The sequence below is a fragment of the Actinoplanes flavus genome, assembly GCF_017592555.1.
GTDB lineage: Bacteria > Actinomycetota > Actinomycetes > Mycobacteriales > Micromonosporaceae > Actinoplanes > Actinoplanes flavus.
Genome location: NZ_JAGFNS010000018.1, coordinates 1 through 17,625, shown reverse-complemented (window position 1 = coordinate 17,625; position 17,625 = coordinate 1). Strand labels below are relative to the sequence as shown.

The window sequence follows — 17,625 nt, the reverse complement described above, 5'->3', positions numbered from 1 at the left end:
CAGAGAGTTCCAGTATCAGAATAGGGCCTGGAGGCACGGGTGTCAAGTCTGTCAAGCGTTTCCGCCACGGAATTCGCCGAGGAGCAGCAGCACGTCACGATGATCTACACCCGGCTCGACGAGATGCGGGACCGGGAACGCGCCCGCCTCGCCGAGACGTGGCGCCGGACCGGCGGCACCCCGGAGGCCCGCGCCCAGCGGGACAGCGCCGCCCGCGGTCACGCCGAGCGCCTGGCCCGGTACGACGCGGTCGAGTCCGGCCTCTGCTTCGGCCGCCTCGACCCGCACGACGGCACGCCGTTGCGGATCGGGCGGATCGGCATCCACGACACCGAGGACCCGCTGCTCGTCGACTGGCGGGCCCCGGCCGCCCGTCCGTTCTACGTGGCCACCGCCGTCACCCCGTACGGCGTCGCCCGCCGCCGCCACATCCGCACGCGTGGCCGTACCGTCGTGGGCCTGGACGACGAGGTCCTCGATCCGGACGTCGCGGCAGCGGCCGCGAGTGGCACCCTGGTCGGCGAGGCCGCGCTGATGGCGGCGCTGGACGCGCACCGGACCGGCCGGATGCGCGACATCGTCGAGACGATCCAGGCCGAACAGGACCGGGTGATCCGGTCGGCGGCCGGCGGCGTGCTGGTGGTGCAGGGCGGCCCGGGCACCGGCAAGACCGCGGTGGCGCTGCACCGGGCGGCGTTCCTGCTCTACACGCACCGGGAGCAGTTCAGCGCCCGCGGTGTGCTGATCGTCGGCCCGAACCCGACGTTCCTGCGCTACATCTCGCAGGTGCTGCCGTCGCTCGCGGAGACCGGGGTGGTGCTGGCCACGCCCGGCGACCTGTTCCCGGGGGTGGACGCGCGCCGGGCCGAACCGGAGGCGGCGGCCGAGGCGAAGGGCCGTGCCGCGATGGTGGAGCTGCTGGCCGAGGCGGTCCGGGACCGGCAGCGGGTGCCGGCCGCGCCGATCGAGATCGTGGTGGACCGGCACGTCCTGCGGTTGGACGCCGCCTCGTGCGAGCCGGCCCGGCGGCGGGCGCGGGCCTCCGGCCGGCTGCACAACCTGGCCCGGCCGATCTTCGCCGACGGGATCCTGGACGTGCTGGCCGCCCAGGTCGCCGAGCGGATCGGTGACGACCCGTTCTGGGACGACCCGCTGGGCGAGGACGACGCGCCCGGCGAGCGGAACCTGCTGAACGCCGCGGACCTGGCCGACATCCGCGACGACCTGGCCGCCGACCCGGGCGTACGGGCGGTGCTCGACGAGCTGTGGCCGGAGCTCACCCCGCAGCGGTTCCTCGACGACCTGTACGCCACCACGGACCACCCGGATCTGCGCCGGGCGCCGGGCGGCGGCTGGACCCCGGCGGACGTGCCACTGCTCGACGAGGCCGCCGAACTGCTCGGCGCGGACGACAGCGCGGCCCGGGCGGCGGCCGCCCGGGAACTGCGCGGCCGGCTGGACTACGCGCAGGGGGTCCTGGACATCACGGCCGGCTCCAAGTCGTACGAGGCGGAATCCGACGACGAGGCCGAGATCCCGAACATCGCCGACGTGATGGAGGCCGACATGCTCGCCGAGCGGCTGGCCGACCGGCAGTGGCGATCGGCGGCCGAGCGGGCGGTGACGGACCGGTCCTGGGCGTACGGTCACGTGATCGTCGACGAGGCGCAGGAGCTCAGCCCGATGGCGTGGCGGATGCTGATGCGCCGCTGCCCGAGCCGGTCCATGACGGTGGTCGGCGACCTGGCCCAGACCGGCGCGGGGGCCGGCGCCGAGTCGTGGTCGCAGGTGCTGTCGCCGTACGTGGCGGACCGCTGGCGGCTGGCCGAGCTGACCGTCAGCTACCGCACCCCGGCCGAGATCATGGCGTACGCCGGCCGGATGATCCCCCAGGTCGAGCTGCCGCGCCCGGTCCGCTCGTCCGGTGTGGAGCCGCGGGAACTGACCGGCGACCTGTCCGGCCTGGCCGCGATCGTGGCCGCGGAGGCCGGCGACGGCAGTCTCGCCGTGATCGTCGCGGTGGCGCGGCTCGCCGAGGTCGCCGCGGTGTTGCCGGACCTGGGCCAGGACGTGGAGGAACCGGCCGTCCTGCTGACCGTGACGCAGGCCAAGGGCCTGGAGTTCGACCACGTGGTGCTGGTCGACCCGGAGGAGATCCGGGCCGGGTCGCGGCGCGGCGTCAACGACCTCTACGTGGCCCTGACCCGCGCCACCCAGCGGCTCACGGTCTACCGGACCGGGCCCGTGGAGTGTGCCGGCGGTAGCCGCTGACCGTCGGGTCGCCGGTGATCCAGAAGCGCCACGGCACGTCGTGCGCGGAGGTCACCCCGACCCGCGGCCCGGCCGAGACCGGCCCCACCGGCGCGTCCGGTGGGGCCAGCGCGGCCGGGCCTCCGCCGAACAGCGGCGTGTCGTTGGCCGTCCGGGTCAGCGCCAGCACCTGCATCAGCTTGGCCGGTCCGGCGGCCAGGTCGGTGTCGCGCCGGGCGGCCGGGCGCCGGGCCCGGGCCACCTCGATCCCGTCGACCACCTCACCGGCCCGCAGCAGCACGGCCGCCGCCTTCCCGGCCTCGCCGCAGACCACGTTGGCGCAGAAGTGCATGCCGTAGATCTGGTAGACGTAGAGCCGTCCGGCCGGGCCGAACATCACCGCGTTCCGGCCGGTCCGGCCGCGATGGGCGTGGCTGGCCGGGTCCTCGCCGAGCCCGCTGTAGGCCTCCACCTCGGTGAGCCGCGCGGTCACTCCGTTCGCGGTGATCCGCCAGCCGAGCAGCCGCCGCGCGGCCTCGTCGACGGCCGACGCCGGAAGATCCATCCAGTCGGTGCTCACGGCAGTGCCTCACCAGCGGCTTTCGATCTCGATTCGGGGGTACGGGCGACGCGCGCCGCCACCGGATCGGTGGATCCGGCACCGGCCGGGCCGACCGCGGTCCAGGCTAACGCCCGGTTCCCGGTGGCCGCCGGGGGACAATCCGGGCCGGGGCGGTGCGCATCCCGGCCTCCCATCGATATAGTTCGTCGTCCTGGGAGCGGGCGGGGAGCGAACGATGCACCATGCAGGGGAAACGCCGGAGTCGACGGTGGCGGGGGAGGGTTCGGGGCTGGGCGCGCGGCTGGCCGCAGCCGGCGTCGGGCGAGCCGAGGCGCTCCCGGCCGGTCCGGAGGCGCCCTCCGGCGCCCGGGCGGGCGGCACGCGTACCGGTGATGGGGTGGCGAAGGCGGGAGCGGCCTGGTGGCGCGGCAGCTGGGTGATCCCGTCGGCGGTCGCGGTGGTCGTGGTGGGCTGCCTGGGCGCGGCGGTTCTGCGGTTCGTGGACTTCTCCGGCCCGGCGCGGAGCGCGCAGCCGGCGCCGCGGGCCACTCCACCGGCGAGCGTCCCCGCGCCGGCCGCGACCGGGCCGCGGGCCAGTGACCAGCCGGTGCGTGCCGACGACGACCTGGACCAGGTCTGCGGCGGCACCTTCTACCCGGCGGCGCCGAAGCACCGCGGCGACAGCCCGCACCCGATGATGATCAGCGTGCGCGAGTCGCTGACCGCGGAGAACCGGTTCACCCGGACGCTGAACCGCATCGCCTACAGCGGCTCCGCCGCGCAGCGCCGGGCGTGGGCGCCGGAGCCGCCGCGGGCGCAGCTGGTGGCCTGCCTCGATCTGACCGGTCCGGGCAAGCCGATCCGCTCCTGTAAGGCCGGTGCCGAGAAGATGTCGCTGGTGGAGGGGAAGTACCGGCTGACCGTCTACGAGGTGGCCACCCGTCGCAAGGTGGCCGAGGCGGCGCTGACCGGCGGCGACCGGGCCTGCCCCTTCGTGATCCTGACCAGCGCCGGGCCGACGCTCTACAGCGCGGTCAAGGACCAGCAACTGTACGACCTGCTGCACACGCGGGTGGAGGGCTGAGCGCCCGGCGCGTCTTAGGAGTCGGTGAGCCGAGCCTTAAGGAATCCTTTGCCGGGCCGCTCGGGGCGGGTGGCCGCCGCATAGTGAGGGAGCGTCCGTCCGGCCCCCGCTCACCGAGGTGAATCCACCGTGCCCCTCTCCGCCGCCGCCCGATTCCGGTACACCCTGGCAGCGGGATTGACAGCGGTGGTGATCGGAGCCGGCTTCCTGGTGGCCGGGCTCGCGCACGGCGGCACCGGTCCGGCCCCCGAGCCCAGGGCGGCGAACACCCCGCTCGCGGCCGCCGGATCCCCCGATCCCTCGACCGCCCCGTCGGCGAGCGCCGTTCCCGGCGCCTCCGCCACCCCGTCCGCCTCCGCTTCCCGGAAAGCGAGTCCCAAGGTGACGGTCAAGAAGACGAGCACCGAGAAGACCGGTGCGACGGCGAGCACGGCGAAGAAGACCCGCGCGCCGGCGACCTCCGGGACGGTGGCCGAGCAGGTGCTCGCCCACCTCAACCGGGCCCGGGTCGCCGAGGGGCTCGAGGCGCTCACCCTGGACACCAAGCTGTCCAGGGCCGCCGCCCTGCACACCCAGCTGATGATCGACGGCTGCGGGCTGTCGCACCAGTGCTCCGGCGAGGCCGGGCTGGGCGAGCGGTTCAGCGCGCAGAAGGTCGCCTGGAGCACGGCCGGGGAGAACATCGGCTACGGATCCAGTGGCAGCAGCGACGCGGCGATGGTCCGGGCGGCCAACGGGCTCACCGACGCCATGCTGGCCGAGGTGCCGCCGAACGACGGGCACCGCAAGAACCTGCTCAACAAGTCCTTCACCCGGATCGGGCTGAGCATCGTGCGCGACGCCGAAGGCACCACCTGGATGACACAGGATTTCGTAGGATAGTGGGATCATGGCCCTGTCCGGCCGAGGTCCTCCGGCCGTAAGGTGTCGCGATGCTCGAATTGCTCAAAGCCTGGCTCCGGCAGATCGCGGGCGCACCGGAGCGGCAGCCGGTGGAGACCGCTCCGCCCGTCGCGATCCCGGCAGCCCGCCCCACGAGACCGTCGCGCCCCGTCCCGGTCCCCCAAGCGGGGCGCCACCTGGCCTATGCGCCCGATCTGGACGGCGACGCCGACCCGGGCGAGATCGTCTGGACCTGGGTTCCCTATGAGGACGACCCGACCCAGGGCAAGGACCGTCCCGTTCTGGTGGTGGGGCGCGACGCGCGTACCCTGCTCGGTCTGATGCTCTCCAGCCAGAGCGACCGTGACGGCCAGCGGCACTGGATGGCCCTCGGCGCCGGCGACTGGGACAGCACCGCCCGTCCGAGCTGGATCCGGCTGGACCGGGTGCTGGAGGTGCAGGAGGACGGGATCCGCCGGGAGGGCGCGATCCTGGACCGGCACCGCTTCGACCGGGTCGCCGCGATCCTGCGCCGCAACTACGGGTGGCCCTGACGCCGGAGTTGCCGCGCCCGGGCCTGAAGCTAGCGTTACTGCCATGGATCTCGATGTCATGGCCGGGTTCGGGGGCAAACAGGCGTGGCTGGCGGTGGCCGGCGCCGACCCGGGCGCGGTCCTGGCCGCTCTCGGGCTGCGCGACCTCGGCCCGGTTCCCTGGCGGTCCGGCCTGGACCTGGCCCACCTGACCGACGACCGGGTGGCGGTCACCCCGCCGCTGCCGGGCGCGCGGGACACCCGCTGGGTGCTCGCCGTCGGCCGCCTGCTGATGCGCTCCGATCCGGACGTGGTCGCCCTCTCCGCCGAGCTGGGCGCCGAGGTGCAGTTCTTCGCCACCCACCGGGTCACCGAGCTGCACCGCTGGCGGCGGGCGGTGAAGGGTGATCTGCTGCGCGCCTTCGGATTCGTGGGACAGACCGGCGAGGTGACGTCGTGGTTCGGCGTGCCCGATCCGGCGGAACGCGACGCCGGCCTGCCCGGGGAGCTGGACCCGGAGGCGTCCCTGCTGATCGCCGAACGCGACGTGTTCAAGGTGGCCGGCGCCTGGAGCATCGATCCGACCACGTTGTCCGGGCGCGCGCCCGGCCCGCTGCGCGTCGGCGCGGCGGACCTCACCGGCTGAGCTTCGAGAGAGGGCACATGCGCAAGTACGTGATCATGGGCGTGCAGGGCAGCGGCAAGGGCACCCAGGCGAAGATGCTGCGCGAGGATCTGGACCTGGTGCACATCAGCGTCGGTGACATCTTCCGCTGGCACGTGCGGCAGCACACCAAGATGGGCGCCCAGGTCAAGCGCGCCATGGCGGCCGGCGAGCTGGTCGGCGACGACCTGGTCGAGGAGGTGGTGCGCCGCCGGCTGGGCATCCACGACTGGAACTACGGCTTCATCATCGACGGGTTCCCGCGCAACGGCCGGCAGGCCGAGTTCTTCATGGAGAGCTACGACATCGACGCGGTGATCCACCTCGAACTGCCGGACGACGAGGTGCGCCGCCGGGTGCTCAGCCGCCGTCTGTGCCCGAACTGCGGCATGGACTACAACCTGATCGCCGACCGTCCCGAGGTGGAGGGCCGCTGCGACATCTGCGGCCACGAGCTGATCACCCGGGCGGACGACACGCCGGAGGCCCTGGAGGCCCGGCTGACCGACTACCACGAGAAGACCCGCCCGGTGCTGGAGCTGTTCCGGCGCAAGGAGGTCGTGCACGACGTGGACGGCCGCCCGCCCGTTGACGAGGTGCAGAACGCCATCCGCAAGACCCTCGGCCTGCCGGGGTATCGCGCGGAGGACTGATCCCTCTAACAGGGCAATCCGATCAAGTCGGGCAGCGGCCTACCGTGGGCCGGTGGAATTCGGACCGTCGTTCTCCGCGCCCGTGATGGCGGCCGGCGCGGTCCTGTGGCGTGGCGCGGGGGAGGCGCGGGAGGTCGCCGTGATGCGCGCGGCGACCGGTGAATGGTGTTTTCCGAAAGGGCGGATCCGGCCCGGGGAACACATGACCGCGGCCGCCGTGCGGGCGGTTTCCGAGTCCACCGGGCAGGTGGTCCGGCTCGGGCCGTGGCTCGGTTCCACCAGCTATTCGCGGGAGGGCTGGCCGGAACGCGCCGACTATTTCGCGGCCGAGGCGGACTCCGGCGCCGCCGACCGTGACGACCTGCTCTGGCTCGCCCCCTGCCGGGCCGCCGACGCGCTGAGCCGCCCCGATGACGTGCGGATTCTGTACGGGCTGGAACGCCGTGCCGCGACCGGGGCCGGCTGTTTCCTGCTGGTCCGTGACGGGTCCTACTCGACCCGGTCGATTCTCTCCGCCTATGGGATCGCCGAGGAGCGGGGCGCGGACCGGGAACGGGGTCTGCGGATCGCCGGGGAATCGTTCGAGACGGGCCGGCCGGCGGCGATCCGTGCCGAACTCGAGATCGTGCAGGAACTGTTCGGGGAATTGTGCCGGCGGCGCCTCGGGCCGGCCCCGGTGGAGGCGACCGTCCCGGACGGCGGTCTGCTCGTCCTGCACGGTACGCACGACCGCATCGTCGCGGTGGAGCGGCACCTCGCCTGATCCGCCAACCCCACACAAACGGGCATTCGTTGGCGACCGATTTATCGGTATTGAGGCGATTATTGAGAAGTCGGGTCGAGTCCATCGACCCGAAACGGGACCGAAATCTCGTCGACATATTGCGCTCGGGCGCAACCGGGCGTAAACAAAGACAAAGCCAAAACGAACCGGGCGGGTGGGCAGAGATGTACGCGGAGGAGCGCCAGCAGGAGATAGTGCGACGTGCCCGTGCCGAGGGCCGGGTCGACGTCGTCGCGCTGGCCGAGGCCTTCGGGGTGACCGCGGAGACCATCCGCCGCGACCTGACGGTGCTGGAGCGGTCCGGTGTGCTGCGCCGGGTCCACGGTGGAGCGATCCCGGTGGAGCGGCTCGGCTTCGAGCCGCCCCTGGCCACCCGGGACGCCGTGCTGATCAGCGAGAAGGAGCGGATCGCCAAGGCGGCGCTCGCCGAGGTGCCGGAGGACGGGGCGATCATCCTGGACGCCGGGACCACCACGGCCCGCCTCTCCCAGCTGCTGCCCGCCGACCGTGAGCTCACCGTGGTGGTGAACTCGCCGGTGCTGGCCGCCACCCTCGGCCTCAAGCCGAACCTGACCGTGCTGCTGCTCGGCGGCCGGGTGCGCGGCCGGACACTGGCCACCGTGGACGACTGGGCGCTGCGCCCGCTCGCCGACATGTATGTCGACGTCGCCTTCATGGGCACGAACGGGTGCACCGTGGAGCGCGGCATGACCACTCCCGACCCGGCCGAGGCGGCCGTCAAACGGGCGATGATCGCCGCGGCCCGCCGAGTGGTGCTGCTCGCCGACCACACCAAGATCGGCAACGACTATCTGGCCAAGTTCGGCGCCCTGACCGACCTCGACCTGCTGATCACCGACAACGGCCTGGACCACGACCTGGCCGCCGAGGTGGAGGGCGCCGGTGTGCGGATGGTGCGGGTGTGAGCTCCCTCCGGTCGCTCGCGTCTTCGCCCGTCAGCGCTCTCGACCGTCGCGAGGGGGACGAGCCGTGATCCTCACCGTCACCCTCAACCCCAGCGTCGACCGGGCCCTCGAGGTCGACGTGCTGACCCGCGGCGAGGTGCTGCGGGCCGGCGGCTCGCACATCGACCCGGGCGGCAAAGGCGTCAACGTCTCCCGGGCGCTGCTCGCCAACGGTGTGCGATCCACCGCCGTCGTGCCGGCCGGTGGCGCCGAGGGCGAACAACTGGTCGACCTGCTCAAGGCCGAGGGGGTCGACATGCTGGCCGTGCCGATCGCCGGCCGGACCCGCTCCAACATCACCCTGGTCGAGCCGGACGGCACGGTCACCAAAATCAACGAGACCGGCCCGGTCCTCTCCGACGACGAGTTCGCCGAGGTCAGCGACGCGGTGCTGACCGCCGCGCCGGCGGCCGACTGGGTGGTCGTCTGCGGCAGCCTGCCGCCCGGCCCCAGCCTCGCCGCGTTCGGCGACCTCTGCGCCCGGCTGGTCGGCTCCGGCGCCCGGCTCGCGGTGGACAGCAGCGGGCCGGCGCTGCTGGCCGGTGTCGCGGCCGGCGCGGCCCTGGTCAAACCCAACCGGGAGGAGCTCGCCGAGGCGGTCGGCCGGATGCCCGCGACCCTCGGCGACGTGGTCGAGGGGTGCCGCCGGCTGCGGGCCGCCGGCGCCGGAGCGGTCCTGGCCAGTCTCGGCGCCGACGGCGCGGTGCTGGTCGACGGCGACGGCGTGCTGGCCGGCGTCTCCCCGGTCAGCGTCCCGCGCAGCACGGTCGGGGCCGGCGACGCGCTGCTCGCCGGATTCCTCTCGACCGGCGCGTGCGACACGGCCGCGCTGGTGGAGGGCCTGGCGTGGGGCGCGGCCGCGGTCAACCTCCCGGGCAGCCGGATGCCCGGCCCCACCGATCTCGACCGTACGAGCGTCCGTGTCACCCCCGACCCCGATCCGGCCCGCCGGCTCACCTGACCGGCGCCCCGGCAAGCTCCCGCCCCGGCCCGAAACCCACCGATCCACCCCGCGACAGCCGGAGGCGGCCACCACACCACACCCTCTCTCCGTCACCGAAATGGAGATCCCCTCATGGCCTCTTCGTACACCCCCGAGGTCGCCGGAGCCGGCTTCCGGGCCCGGGTCCAGAGACTCGGCGGACACCTCGCCGGCATGGTCATGCCGAACATCGGAGCGCTCATCGCCTGGGGTCTGATCACGGCCCTGTTCATCCCGGTCGGCTGGGTGCCGAACGAGAATCTGGCCGAGCTCGTCGACCCGATGATCAAGTACCTGCTGCCCATCCTGATCGGCTACACCGGTGGCCGGATGGTGCACGGCCAACGTGGCGCGGTGGTCGGCGCGGTCGCCACCGCCGGTGTGGTGGTCGGCGCGGACGTCCCGATGTTCCTCGGCGCGATGATCATGGGTCCGCTCGCGGCGTACGTCCTGAGGCTCTTCGACGGCCTGATCGAGGGCCGGATCCGCCCCGGCTTCGAGATGCTGGTGGACAACTTCTCGGCCGGCATCATCGGCGGCGCCTTCGCGATCCTCGGCAAGGTCGGTGTCGGCCCGGTCGTCGACACGCTCAGCCGGGCGGCCGGCGACGCGGTCGACTTCCTGCTCGACCACAGCCTCATGCCGCTGGCCTCGGTGCTGGTCGAACCGGCCAAGGTGCTGTTCCTGAACAACGCCATCAACCACGGCGTGCTCAGCCCGCTCGGCGTGCAGCAGGTCGCGGAGCAGGGGAAATCGATCCTGTTCATGATCGAGTCGAACCCCGGCCCCGGTCTCGGCCTGCTCGCCGCCTACCTCTTCTTCGGGCCACGGTCGCTGCGCCCGAGCACCCCGGCCGCCATGATCATCCACTTTTTCGGCGGCATCCACGAGATCTACTTCCCGTACGTCCTGATGAAGCCCCGCCTGATCCTCGCGATGATCGCCGGCGGCATGGCCGGTGTCGCCACCTTCATGGTCACCGGCGCCGGCACGGTCGCCTCGCCCGCTCCGGGCAGCATCTTCGCCTTCTTCGCGGTGACCGCCAAGGGCAGCCACGCCGGAATGATCCTCGGCGTCACGATCGCGGCCGCGGTGACCTTCGGTGTCGCGTCGCTGCTGCTCGGGTTCGGCCGGCTCAAGTCCGACCAGGAGCCGGGGGAGGAGACCGAGACCGCCGGCGAGACCGCCGGCGAGACCGTCGGCCGGCTCGAGTCCGGCCAGGAGCCGGAGGAGGCGCCCCAGACCGCCGGCGAGACCAGCCGAGAGAACGTCTGACCACCAGGAGGACCGCCATGGCAACCATCAACGGTAGGGACATCCACAAGCTCGTCGTCGCCTGCGACGCGGGTATGGGCAGCAGCGTGATGCTGGCCAGCACGCTGCGCAGGCAACTCGGCAAGACCGGGGTCACCGTGGAGCACACCCCGGTGAACTCCATCCCGGCCGACGCCGACGTGGTGGTCTGCCACAGCGGGCTGGCCGCTCGCGCCCGCACGGTGGCCCCGGACAAGCCGATCGTGCCGTTCCAGGTCTTCCTGGGCGACCCGGCCGTGACCCGCGTGGTCAAGGCCATCCAGCAGGGCACCGATCTGCATGTCTGAGCTGCTGGACCCCCGGGCCGTCCGGCTCGCCGAGACCGCCGCCGGCCGCGACGACGCGATCCGCCGGTGCGGCGCGGTCCTGGTGGAGATCGGCGCCGTCCACCCGGGCTACGTCGACACGATGCTCGACCGGGAGCGGTCGATCTCCACCTACGTCGGCGAGGGTGTCGCCATCCCGCACGGCACCCTCGCCGGCAAGGACCTGGTCGAGCGCGACGCCCTCGCGGTGCTGCGCTTCCCCGGCGGCGTGGACTGGGGCGGCGAACCGGTCACCGTGTGCGTGGCCATCGCGGCCCGGGGGGACGGGCACGTCGAGCTGCTCGCCGCCCTCGCCGAGATCCTGCTCGACGAGGACCGGGCTCGCGAACTGCGCGAGGCCACCGAACCCGGCGCCGTGATCCGGCTGCTCGGACCGATCCAGGAGGAGACGAAGCGATGAAGGTGGTCCGATTCCACGCTCCCGGCGACGTCCGGTTCGAGGACGCGCCGGAGCCCGGGGCCGGTCCCGGTGAGGTGCTGATCCGGGTACGGAACTGCTCCACCTGCGGCACCGACGTGAAGATCTCCCGGTTCGGCCACCACCACATCCACCCGCCCCGGGTGATGGGCCACGAGATCGCGGGCGAGATCGTCGAGGTCGGCGGCGGCGTCGACGGCTGGTCGGAGGGCGACCGCGTCCAGGTGATCGCCGCCATCCCGTGTGGCGAGTGCGCCGACTGCGAGCGCGGCCGGATGACCGTCTGCCCCCACCAGGTCTCGATGGGCTACCACTTCGAGGGCGGCTTCGCCCAGTACATGGTGGTGCCCCGCGAGGTTCTCAAGGTGGACGGCCTGAACCGCGTCCCGGACGGTGTCTCGTTCGCCGAGGCCTCCGTCGCCGAGCCGCTGGCCTGCGCCCTCAACGCCCAGAACCTGGCCCGGGTCGGCGCCGGCGACGACGTGGTCGTGATCGGTTCCGGCCCGATCGGCTGTCTGCACGTCCGGCTGGCCCGCGCCCGCGGCGCCGCCCGGGTGTTCCTGGTCGAACTCAGCCGGCGACGGCTGGACATGGCCGCCGACCTGGTCAAGCCGGACGCCGCGATCTGCGCCGCCGAGACCGGCCCGGTCGAGGAGATCCGGAAACTGACCGACGGCCGCGGCGCCGACGTCATCATCACGGCCGCCGCCTCCGGCCGGGCGCAGGAACAGGCCATCCAGATGGCCGCCCGGCAGGGCCGGATCAGCTTCTTCGGCGGCCTGCCCAAGGACCAGCCGACCATCACCTGCGACTCCAACCTGGTCCACTACCGGGAGCTGACGATCGTCGGCGCCAACGGGTCCAGCCCCGCCCACAACGCCGAGGCGCTCGGCCTGATCGCCTCCGGCGCGGTGCCGGTCGCCGACCTGATCACCCACCGCCTGCCGCTGGAGAGCGCCATCGACGCCTTCGGCATCGTCGCGCGCGGCGAGGCCATCAAGGTCACCATCGAGCCCTAGAGGGGAGACGCCATGCCCACCCGTACCGTGACGGTCGGGTCCGCGAGCGGCCTGCACGCCCGGCCCGCCAAGATCTTCGTGGAGGCCGCCGCGAAGGCGCCGGTCAAGGTCACCATCCGGTCCGGCGACCGCAGACCGGTCCCGGCCCGGAGCATGCTGTCGGTGCTGGCCCTCGGCGCCAAGCAGGGCACCGAGGTGATCCTCGAGGCCGAGGGCGACGGCGCCGACGAGACCCTGGACAGCCTGGCCGCACTGCTCGCGAAGGACCTGGACGCCGACCATGCCTGACACCGTCCTCACCGGGATCGGAGTGTGTCCCGGAGTCGTCGCCGGTCCGCTGCTGCGGATCGCGGCGGCCCCGGCGCTCCCGGCCCCGACCACGGTCACCGACGTCGTCGCGGAGGCGGCCCGGGCCGCGGCGGCGCTGGCCGAGGTCGTCGCCGAACTCGAACGGCGCGCCGACCGGGCCGGTGACGACACGGTGGCCGAGGTGCTGCGGGCCGAGGCGCTGATGGCCGGCGACGAGGAACTGCGCGACGGCGTACGGGAGCTCATCGAGGCCGGCCACGACGCGCCGCACGCGATCGACGGCGCGTTCGCGACGTTCCGGGAGGCCTTCGAGGCCGCCGGCGGCTATCTCGCCGAGCGCGCCGCCGACCTCGACGATCTGCGGGACCGGGCGGTCGCGGTGCTGCTCGGCCGGCCGATGCCGGGCGTGCCGTCGCCCGGCCACCGCTACGTCCTGGCGGCTCGCGACCTGGCCCCCGCCGACACCGCCGACCTCGACCCGAATCAGGTGATCGCGCTGGTCACCGAGACCGGCGGCCCGACCAGTCACACCGCGATCCTGGCCCGTGCGCTGGGCCTGCCCGCGGTGGTCGCCTGTCCCGGGGTGCTGGCCGTCCCGGACGGCACCACGGTGCTGGTCGACGGCGCCACCGGGCGGGTGGCGACCGGCGTCGGCGACGCGGAGGCCGAAGCCGCGATCGAGGCGTCGGCCCGGCTCACCGCGGCGGCCTCCGCGCTCACCGGTCCGGGCCGGACCTCCGACGGGTACGCCGTCAAGCTCCTCGCCAACGTGGGCTCCGCCAAGGACGTGGCCGCCGCGGACGAGGCGCACGCCGAGGGCATCGGGCTGTTCCGCACCGAGTTGCTCTTCCTCGACCGGGCGCGGGAACCCGGGCACGGCGAGCAGGTCGCGGCCTACCGGGACGTGTTCCGCGCGATGGCCGGGCGGCGGGTCGTCATCCGTACCCTCGATGCCGGCGCCGACAAACCGCTGCCGTTCCTGAACCAGGAGGGTGAGCCCAATCCGGCCCTGGGGGTGCGCGGTCTGCGCGTGGCGCGGCAGCGCCCGGAGGTGCTCACCACCCAGCTCGCGGCGATCGCCGAAGCCCGCGCCGAGACCGGCGCCGACGTCTGGGTGATGGCCCCGATGGTGTCCACGGTGGCCGAGGCGAGCGCCTTCGTGGCCGCGGCGCGCGAGGCCGGCCTGCCGAGGGCGGGCGTGATGATCGAGGTGCCGGCCGCCGCGCTGCGGGCCGCCGACCTGCTGCGGGTCGTCGACTTCCTGAGCATCGGTACGAACGACCTGAGCCAGTACACGTTCGCCGCGGACCGGATGTGCGGCGCCCTGGCCGATCTGCTGGATCCGTGGCAGCCGGCGCTGTTGCAGCTCGTCGGCCTCTGCGGCGAGGCCGGCCGGGCGGCCGGCAAACCGGTCGGGGTGTGCGGCGAGGCGGCGGCCGATCCACGGCTCGCGCCGGTGCTGGCCGGCCTCGGGGTGACCAGTCTGTCGATGTCGCCGCGGGCGCTCCCGGCGGTACGGGCGGCGCTGTCCAGCCGTACCGCGGAGGACTGCCGGCGGCTGGCGGCGCTGGCGGTGGCCGCCGCGGGCCCGGCGGAGGCCCGCGGGTCGGCCGGATGAGTAGAGCGGGCCTCCGTGGAGGCCCGCTGGGTCAGAATTCCCGGTCGCCGAAGGGGAAGCCCTTGGCGAACGGGTTCCCGCCGCTGAACGGGAAGCCCGCCGGGAACTTCGGTGGCGGCATGTGTTCGAGCAGGCGGATCATGTCGGTCAGCACCCGGGGCGCCGGCGTGTTCGTGTAGGTGACGACCTTCTTCTCCCGGCCGTTGCGGTAGCCGACCTCCAGCTCGTACCGGGCCTTCCCGGACTTGCTGGCCGGCACGTAGGCCGGGCGCAGCGCCAGGAACTCCGGGCTGGAGGCGAGGCGGTAGATCTTCCCGAGGTGGCCGCTGCCGCTGCCCTGGATGGAGATCGAGAGCTGGCCGCGCCCGCCGCCGTTGCGGATCAGGCTCACCGAGTTGGCCCGGTACCCGGGCTTGGTGTCGGTCGCGGTCCACGTCGTCGGTGCCGTCGTGACCGGCGCCGTCGTCGTCGGCGACGTCGAGGTCGGTGTCGTCATGGTCTGGGCCGCGGCCGGTTCGGCCTGCACACCCGGTGCGTCCTCGGCCGGCGTGGCGCCGGCCGGCCCGGCGGTGCTCACCGTGATCCCGGCGAGACTCACGAGCAGGCCGGTCGCGCGGAGCAGGCGGGACTGAGCGTTCCTGCGTCTGGTCATGATCCCGACCATAACGGACATTACCGGCCAATATTACCAAAACGCCGAATCACGTTCCAGGGTTCCCCGGCTCGTCCGCGGCACCCAGGTCGAAGCCCCGCTTCGCCAGCTTCGTCTCCAGCACCCGGCACACGTGCTCGACCACCGCGAACCGCGCGTAGTGCTTGTCGTCCCCCGGAATGACCTGCCAGCGCGCCCTCGGCCGGTCGGTACGGTCGATCATCTCCTCGACCGCCGCGGCGTACTCCGCCCGCTTCTCCCGGTTCCGCCAGTCCTCGTCGGTCAGCTTCCACGACCGCAGCGGATCGTCCCGCCGGCTCTCGAAACGGCGCAACTGCTCGTCGTCCGACACGTTCATCCAGAACTTGATCAGGATCATGCCCTCGGCGGCCAGCGTCCGCTCGAACTCCACGATCTCGTGGTACGCCCGCCGCCACTGCTCACGCGTCGCGAACCCCTCGACCCGCTCCACCAGCACCCGCCCGTACCAGGAGCGGTCCAGCACGGTCATCCCGCCCCGGCCCGGCAGCACCTTCCAGAACCGCTGCATGTAGTGGTGCCGCTTCTCGTCGTACGTGGGGGCCGCGAACTGCGTCACCCGTACGTGCCTCGGGTCCAGCGGCGCCACCAGCCGCTTGATCGCCCCGCCCTTGCCCGACGCGTCCCACCCCTCGAACAGCACACACAACGGCGGACCGATCTTCTTCGCCCCGATCTGCCCGCCCGAGATCAGCCGCAACCGCAGCAGCCGCTCCTGCGCCGCCGCCAGCCGGGCCTCGGCCTTCTTCTTGGAGATGTCGATCGGAGGATGCGCGCTACCCAGGTGACCCATCCACCCAGCATCGCCTGTCCAGCGGCGATGCGGGACAATCCGTCCTGTGACTCTCGTAGACGACCTGTTGTGGCGCGGACTCATCCAGGACTCGACCGACCCCGACGAGCTGCGCAAGAAGCTCGACGGCGGATCGCTCACGTTCTATGTGGGCTTCGACCCCACCGCCGCCTCGCTGCACGTCGGTCACCTCATGCAGGTCTGCACCGCCCGCCGCCTCCAGCTCGCCGGCCACCGGCCGCTGCTGCTCGTCGGCGGCGCCACCGGCCAGATCGGCGACCCCCGGGAGTCCAGCGAGCGCAGCCTCAACCCGCCCGAGGTGGTCGAGAGCTGGGTGCAGCGCATCCGTACCCAGCTGTCGCCGTTCGTCACCTACCACGGTGACAACGCCGCCACCCTGGTCAACAACCTGGACTGGACCGGCCCCACCTCGGTGATCGACTTCCTGCGCGACGTCGGCAAGCACTTCCCGGTCAACAAGATGCTGGCCCGCGACGTCGTGCGGAACCGCCTGGAGAGCGGCATCAGCTTCACCGAGTTCAGCTACCAGCTGCTCCAGTCCAACGACTTCTACCAGCTGCACGTCCAGCACGGCTGCCAGCTCCAATTCGGCGGCTCCGACCAGTGGGGCAACATCACCGCCGGCGTCGACTTCGTCCGCCGTCGCGGCGCCGGCCCGGTGCACGCCTTCGTCACCCCGCTGGTCCTCAAGGCCGACGGCACCAAGTTCGGCAAGACCGAGGGCGGCGCCGTCTGGCTCGACCCGACCATGACGTCGCCGTACTCCTTCTACCAGTTCTGGATCAACAGCGACGACCGCGACGTCAATCAGTACCTGCGTTACTTCAGCTTCAAGTCGCGCGAGGAGCTGGAGGAACTGGAGAAGGCGACCGCCGAGCGGCCGCAGGCCCGGCTCGCGCAGCGAGCCCTCGCCGAGGAGCTCACCGCGCTGGTGCACGGCGCCGAGGAGGCACGCCAGGCGATCGCGGCCAGCCAGGCCCTCTTCGGGCGAGGCTCGTTGGACGAACTCTCCGCGGACACGTTGCGCGCCGCGCTGGCCGAGGCCGGTCTGCATGCGGTACGGGGTGAGCTCCCGCCCGTCGGGGTCCTGCTCAAGGAGGCCGGTCTGGTGGCCAGCGCCAACGAGGCCCGCCGGACCATCACCGAGGGCGGCGCCTACCTCAACAACGAGCGCATCACCGACGGCGAGGCGGTGATCCCGGCGTCCGCCCTGCTGCACGGCCGGTTCCTGGTCCTGCGCCGGGGCAAGCGCACCTTCGCCGGCGTCGAGTTGCTGCCCTGACCTGCGCTTCTTTCGGTCCCGGCCCCCGGTCACGAGGGCCGGGACCGTCGTCTTCCGGGGTGTGACCGCCGTCGCGGGACCCCGATTTGGCGTTGCGGGGGGCGGCGAGTAATGTTGTCCGAGCCGCCAGGGAGACGGGCGAGCGAGCGGGACCCGATCTAGGGGCCCGGCGCGGCCGTCCTGGAGGATCCCAAACTTCGATCAGACGATCTACTTGATCGTGTGATTCGGTGTGTTTCCGTTTGTCGAATTCGGTTGCGAAACGCGGATTTGACACGGCGGAAACGGCGGGTAAAGTAGAGCGAGTGCCCCGGAGAACGGGCCGCGGAATGCGGAACGGTTTGATGGTGTGCGGTTGTTCTTTGAGAACTCAACAGGGTGCTTGATAAGCCAGTGCCAATTATGGCAATACCCCGGCTCATCGTTTAGGCGATGGGTGGGAGATTCCTTTGGCAACATTTATGTTGCCGGGACG

At 72.5% G+C, this 17,625-nt stretch carries 19 protein-coding genes; 16 read left to right on the top strand and 3 right to left on the bottom strand.

The features are described 5' to 3' along the window. The first annotated feature begins 39 nt into the window (after nt 1-39). Nucleotides 40-2,271: a HelD family protein gene (locus J5X75_RS25920; protein WP_504739692.1), complete on the top strand. Its 2,232-nt coding sequence runs from the start codon at nt 40-42 to the stop codon at nt 2,269-2,271. Here J5X75_RS25920 and J5X75_RS25915 read toward each other — a convergent pair. Continuing rightward, a complete protein-coding gene (locus J5X75_RS25915) occupies nt 2,222-2,815 on the bottom strand; it encodes a DNA-3-methyladenine glycosylase (protein WP_208470244.1) in 594 nt (197 codons plus the stop codon). The genes J5X75_RS25920 and J5X75_RS25915 overlap by 50 nt on opposite strands. A gap of 232 nt (nt 2,816-3,047) precedes the next feature. Between J5X75_RS25915 and J5X75_RS45575 the strand changes: the two genes are divergently transcribed. From J5X75_RS45575 to ptsP, 14 genes are all read left to right on the top strand, one after another. Beyond that, on the top strand, nt 3,048-3,896 hold the full coding sequence (locus J5X75_RS45575) for a hypothetical protein (RefSeq protein WP_208470113.1): 849 nt from the start codon (nt 3,048-3,050) through the stop codon (nt 3,894-3,896). 129 nt (nt 3,897-4,025) lie between these two features. Then, complete coding sequence (locus tag J5X75_RS25905; protein WP_208470112.1) at nt 4,026-4,778, top strand: CAP domain-containing protein; 753 nt, start codon at nt 4,026-4,028, stop codon at nt 4,776-4,778. Between the two features lie 50 nt (nt 4,779-4,828). Then, on the top strand, nt 4,829-5,332 hold the full coding sequence (locus tag J5X75_RS25900; protein WP_208470111.1) for a type II toxin-antitoxin system PemK/MazF family toxin: 504 nt from the start codon (nt 4,829-4,831) through the stop codon (nt 5,330-5,332). A gap of 43 nt (nt 5,333-5,375) precedes the next feature. Then, a complete protein-coding gene (locus J5X75_RS25895) occupies nt 5,376-5,957 on the top strand; it encodes a hypothetical protein (RefSeq protein ID WP_208470110.1) in 582 nt (193 codons plus the stop codon). A 17-nt stretch (nt 5,958-5,974) separates the two neighbouring features. Continuing rightward, on the top strand, nt 5,975-6,628 hold the full coding sequence (locus tag J5X75_RS25890) for an adenylate kinase family protein (RefSeq protein ID WP_208470109.1): 654 nt from the start codon (nt 5,975-5,977) through the stop codon (nt 6,626-6,628). Between the two features lie 52 nt (nt 6,629-6,680). Further along, nucleotides 6,681-7,391, top strand: a complete 711-nt coding sequence (locus J5X75_RS25885; RefSeq protein WP_208470108.1) for an NUDIX domain-containing protein — start codon at nt 6,681-6,683, stop codon at nt 7,389-7,391. Between the two features lie 185 nt (nt 7,392-7,576). After that, nucleotides 7,577-8,338: a DeoR/GlpR family DNA-binding transcription regulator gene (locus J5X75_RS25880; protein WP_208470107.1), complete on the top strand. Its 762-nt coding sequence runs from the start codon at nt 7,577-7,579 to the stop codon at nt 8,336-8,338. Nucleotides 8,339-8,402: 64 nt separating this feature from the next. Continuing rightward, nucleotides 8,403-9,338 (top strand): 1-phosphofructokinase family hexose kinase, encoded by a 936-nt coding sequence (locus J5X75_RS25875; RefSeq protein WP_208470106.1) that lies wholly within the window; start codon nt 8,403-8,405, stop codon nt 9,336-9,338. A gap of 114 nt (nt 9,339-9,452) precedes the next feature. Next, a complete protein-coding gene (gene mtlA, locus J5X75_RS25870) occupies nt 9,453-10,634 on the top strand; it encodes a mannitol-specific PTS transporter subunit IIC (protein WP_208470105.1) in 1,182 nt (393 codons plus the stop codon). A 17-nt stretch (nt 10,635-10,651) separates the two neighbouring features. Further along, nucleotides 10,652-10,960 carry a PTS sugar transporter subunit IIBC family protein gene (locus tag J5X75_RS25865; RefSeq protein ID WP_208470104.1) on the top strand — a complete coding sequence of 103 codons (309 nt, stop codon included), beginning with the start codon at nt 10,652-10,654 and terminating at the stop codon, nt 10,958-10,960. Then, nucleotides 10,953-11,399, top strand: a complete 447-nt coding sequence (locus J5X75_RS25860; RefSeq protein WP_208470103.1) for a PTS mannitol transporter subunit IIA — start codon at nt 10,953-10,955, stop codon at nt 11,397-11,399. Before J5X75_RS25865 ends, J5X75_RS25860 begins: the two co-directional genes overlap by 8 nt. Beyond that, nucleotides 11,396-12,436: a zinc-dependent dehydrogenase gene (locus J5X75_RS25855; RefSeq protein ID WP_208470102.1), complete on the top strand. Its 1,041-nt coding sequence runs from the start codon at nt 11,396-11,398 to the stop codon at nt 12,434-12,436. Before J5X75_RS25860 ends, J5X75_RS25855 begins: the two co-directional genes overlap by 4 nt. Nucleotides 12,437-12,448: 12 nt before the next feature. Continuing rightward, a complete protein-coding gene (locus J5X75_RS25850) occupies nt 12,449-12,724 on the top strand; it encodes an HPr family phosphocarrier protein (protein WP_208470101.1) in 276 nt (91 codons plus the stop codon). Then, nucleotides 12,717-14,363 (top strand): phosphoenolpyruvate--protein phosphotransferase, encoded by a 1,647-nt coding sequence (gene ptsP / locus J5X75_RS25845; RefSeq protein WP_208470100.1) that lies wholly within the window; start codon nt 12,717-12,719, stop codon nt 14,361-14,363. Before J5X75_RS25850 ends, ptsP begins: the two co-directional genes overlap by 8 nt. Nucleotides 14,364-14,394: 31 nt before the next feature. Here the strand turns inward: ptsP and J5X75_RS25840 are convergent, their stop codons facing one another. Then, nucleotides 14,395-15,015, bottom strand: a complete 621-nt coding sequence (locus tag J5X75_RS25840) for a hypothetical protein (protein ID WP_208470099.1) — start codon at nt 15,013-15,015, stop codon at nt 14,395-14,397. A 49-nt stretch (nt 15,016-15,064) separates the two neighbouring features. Continuing rightward, nucleotides 15,065-15,847 (bottom strand): polyphosphate kinase 2 family protein, encoded by a 783-nt coding sequence (locus J5X75_RS25835; RefSeq protein WP_208470098.1) that lies wholly within the window; start codon nt 15,845-15,847, stop codon nt 15,065-15,067. 46 nt (nt 15,848-15,893) lie between these two features. Here J5X75_RS25835 and tyrS point away from each other — a divergent pair, with 46 nt between their 5' ends. After that, entirely contained in the window at nt 15,894-17,150 is a 1,257-nt protein-coding gene (gene tyrS / locus J5X75_RS25830; RefSeq protein WP_208470097.1) for a tyrosine--tRNA ligase, read from the top strand. The last annotated feature ends 475 nt before the right edge of the window (nt 17,151-17,625 follow it).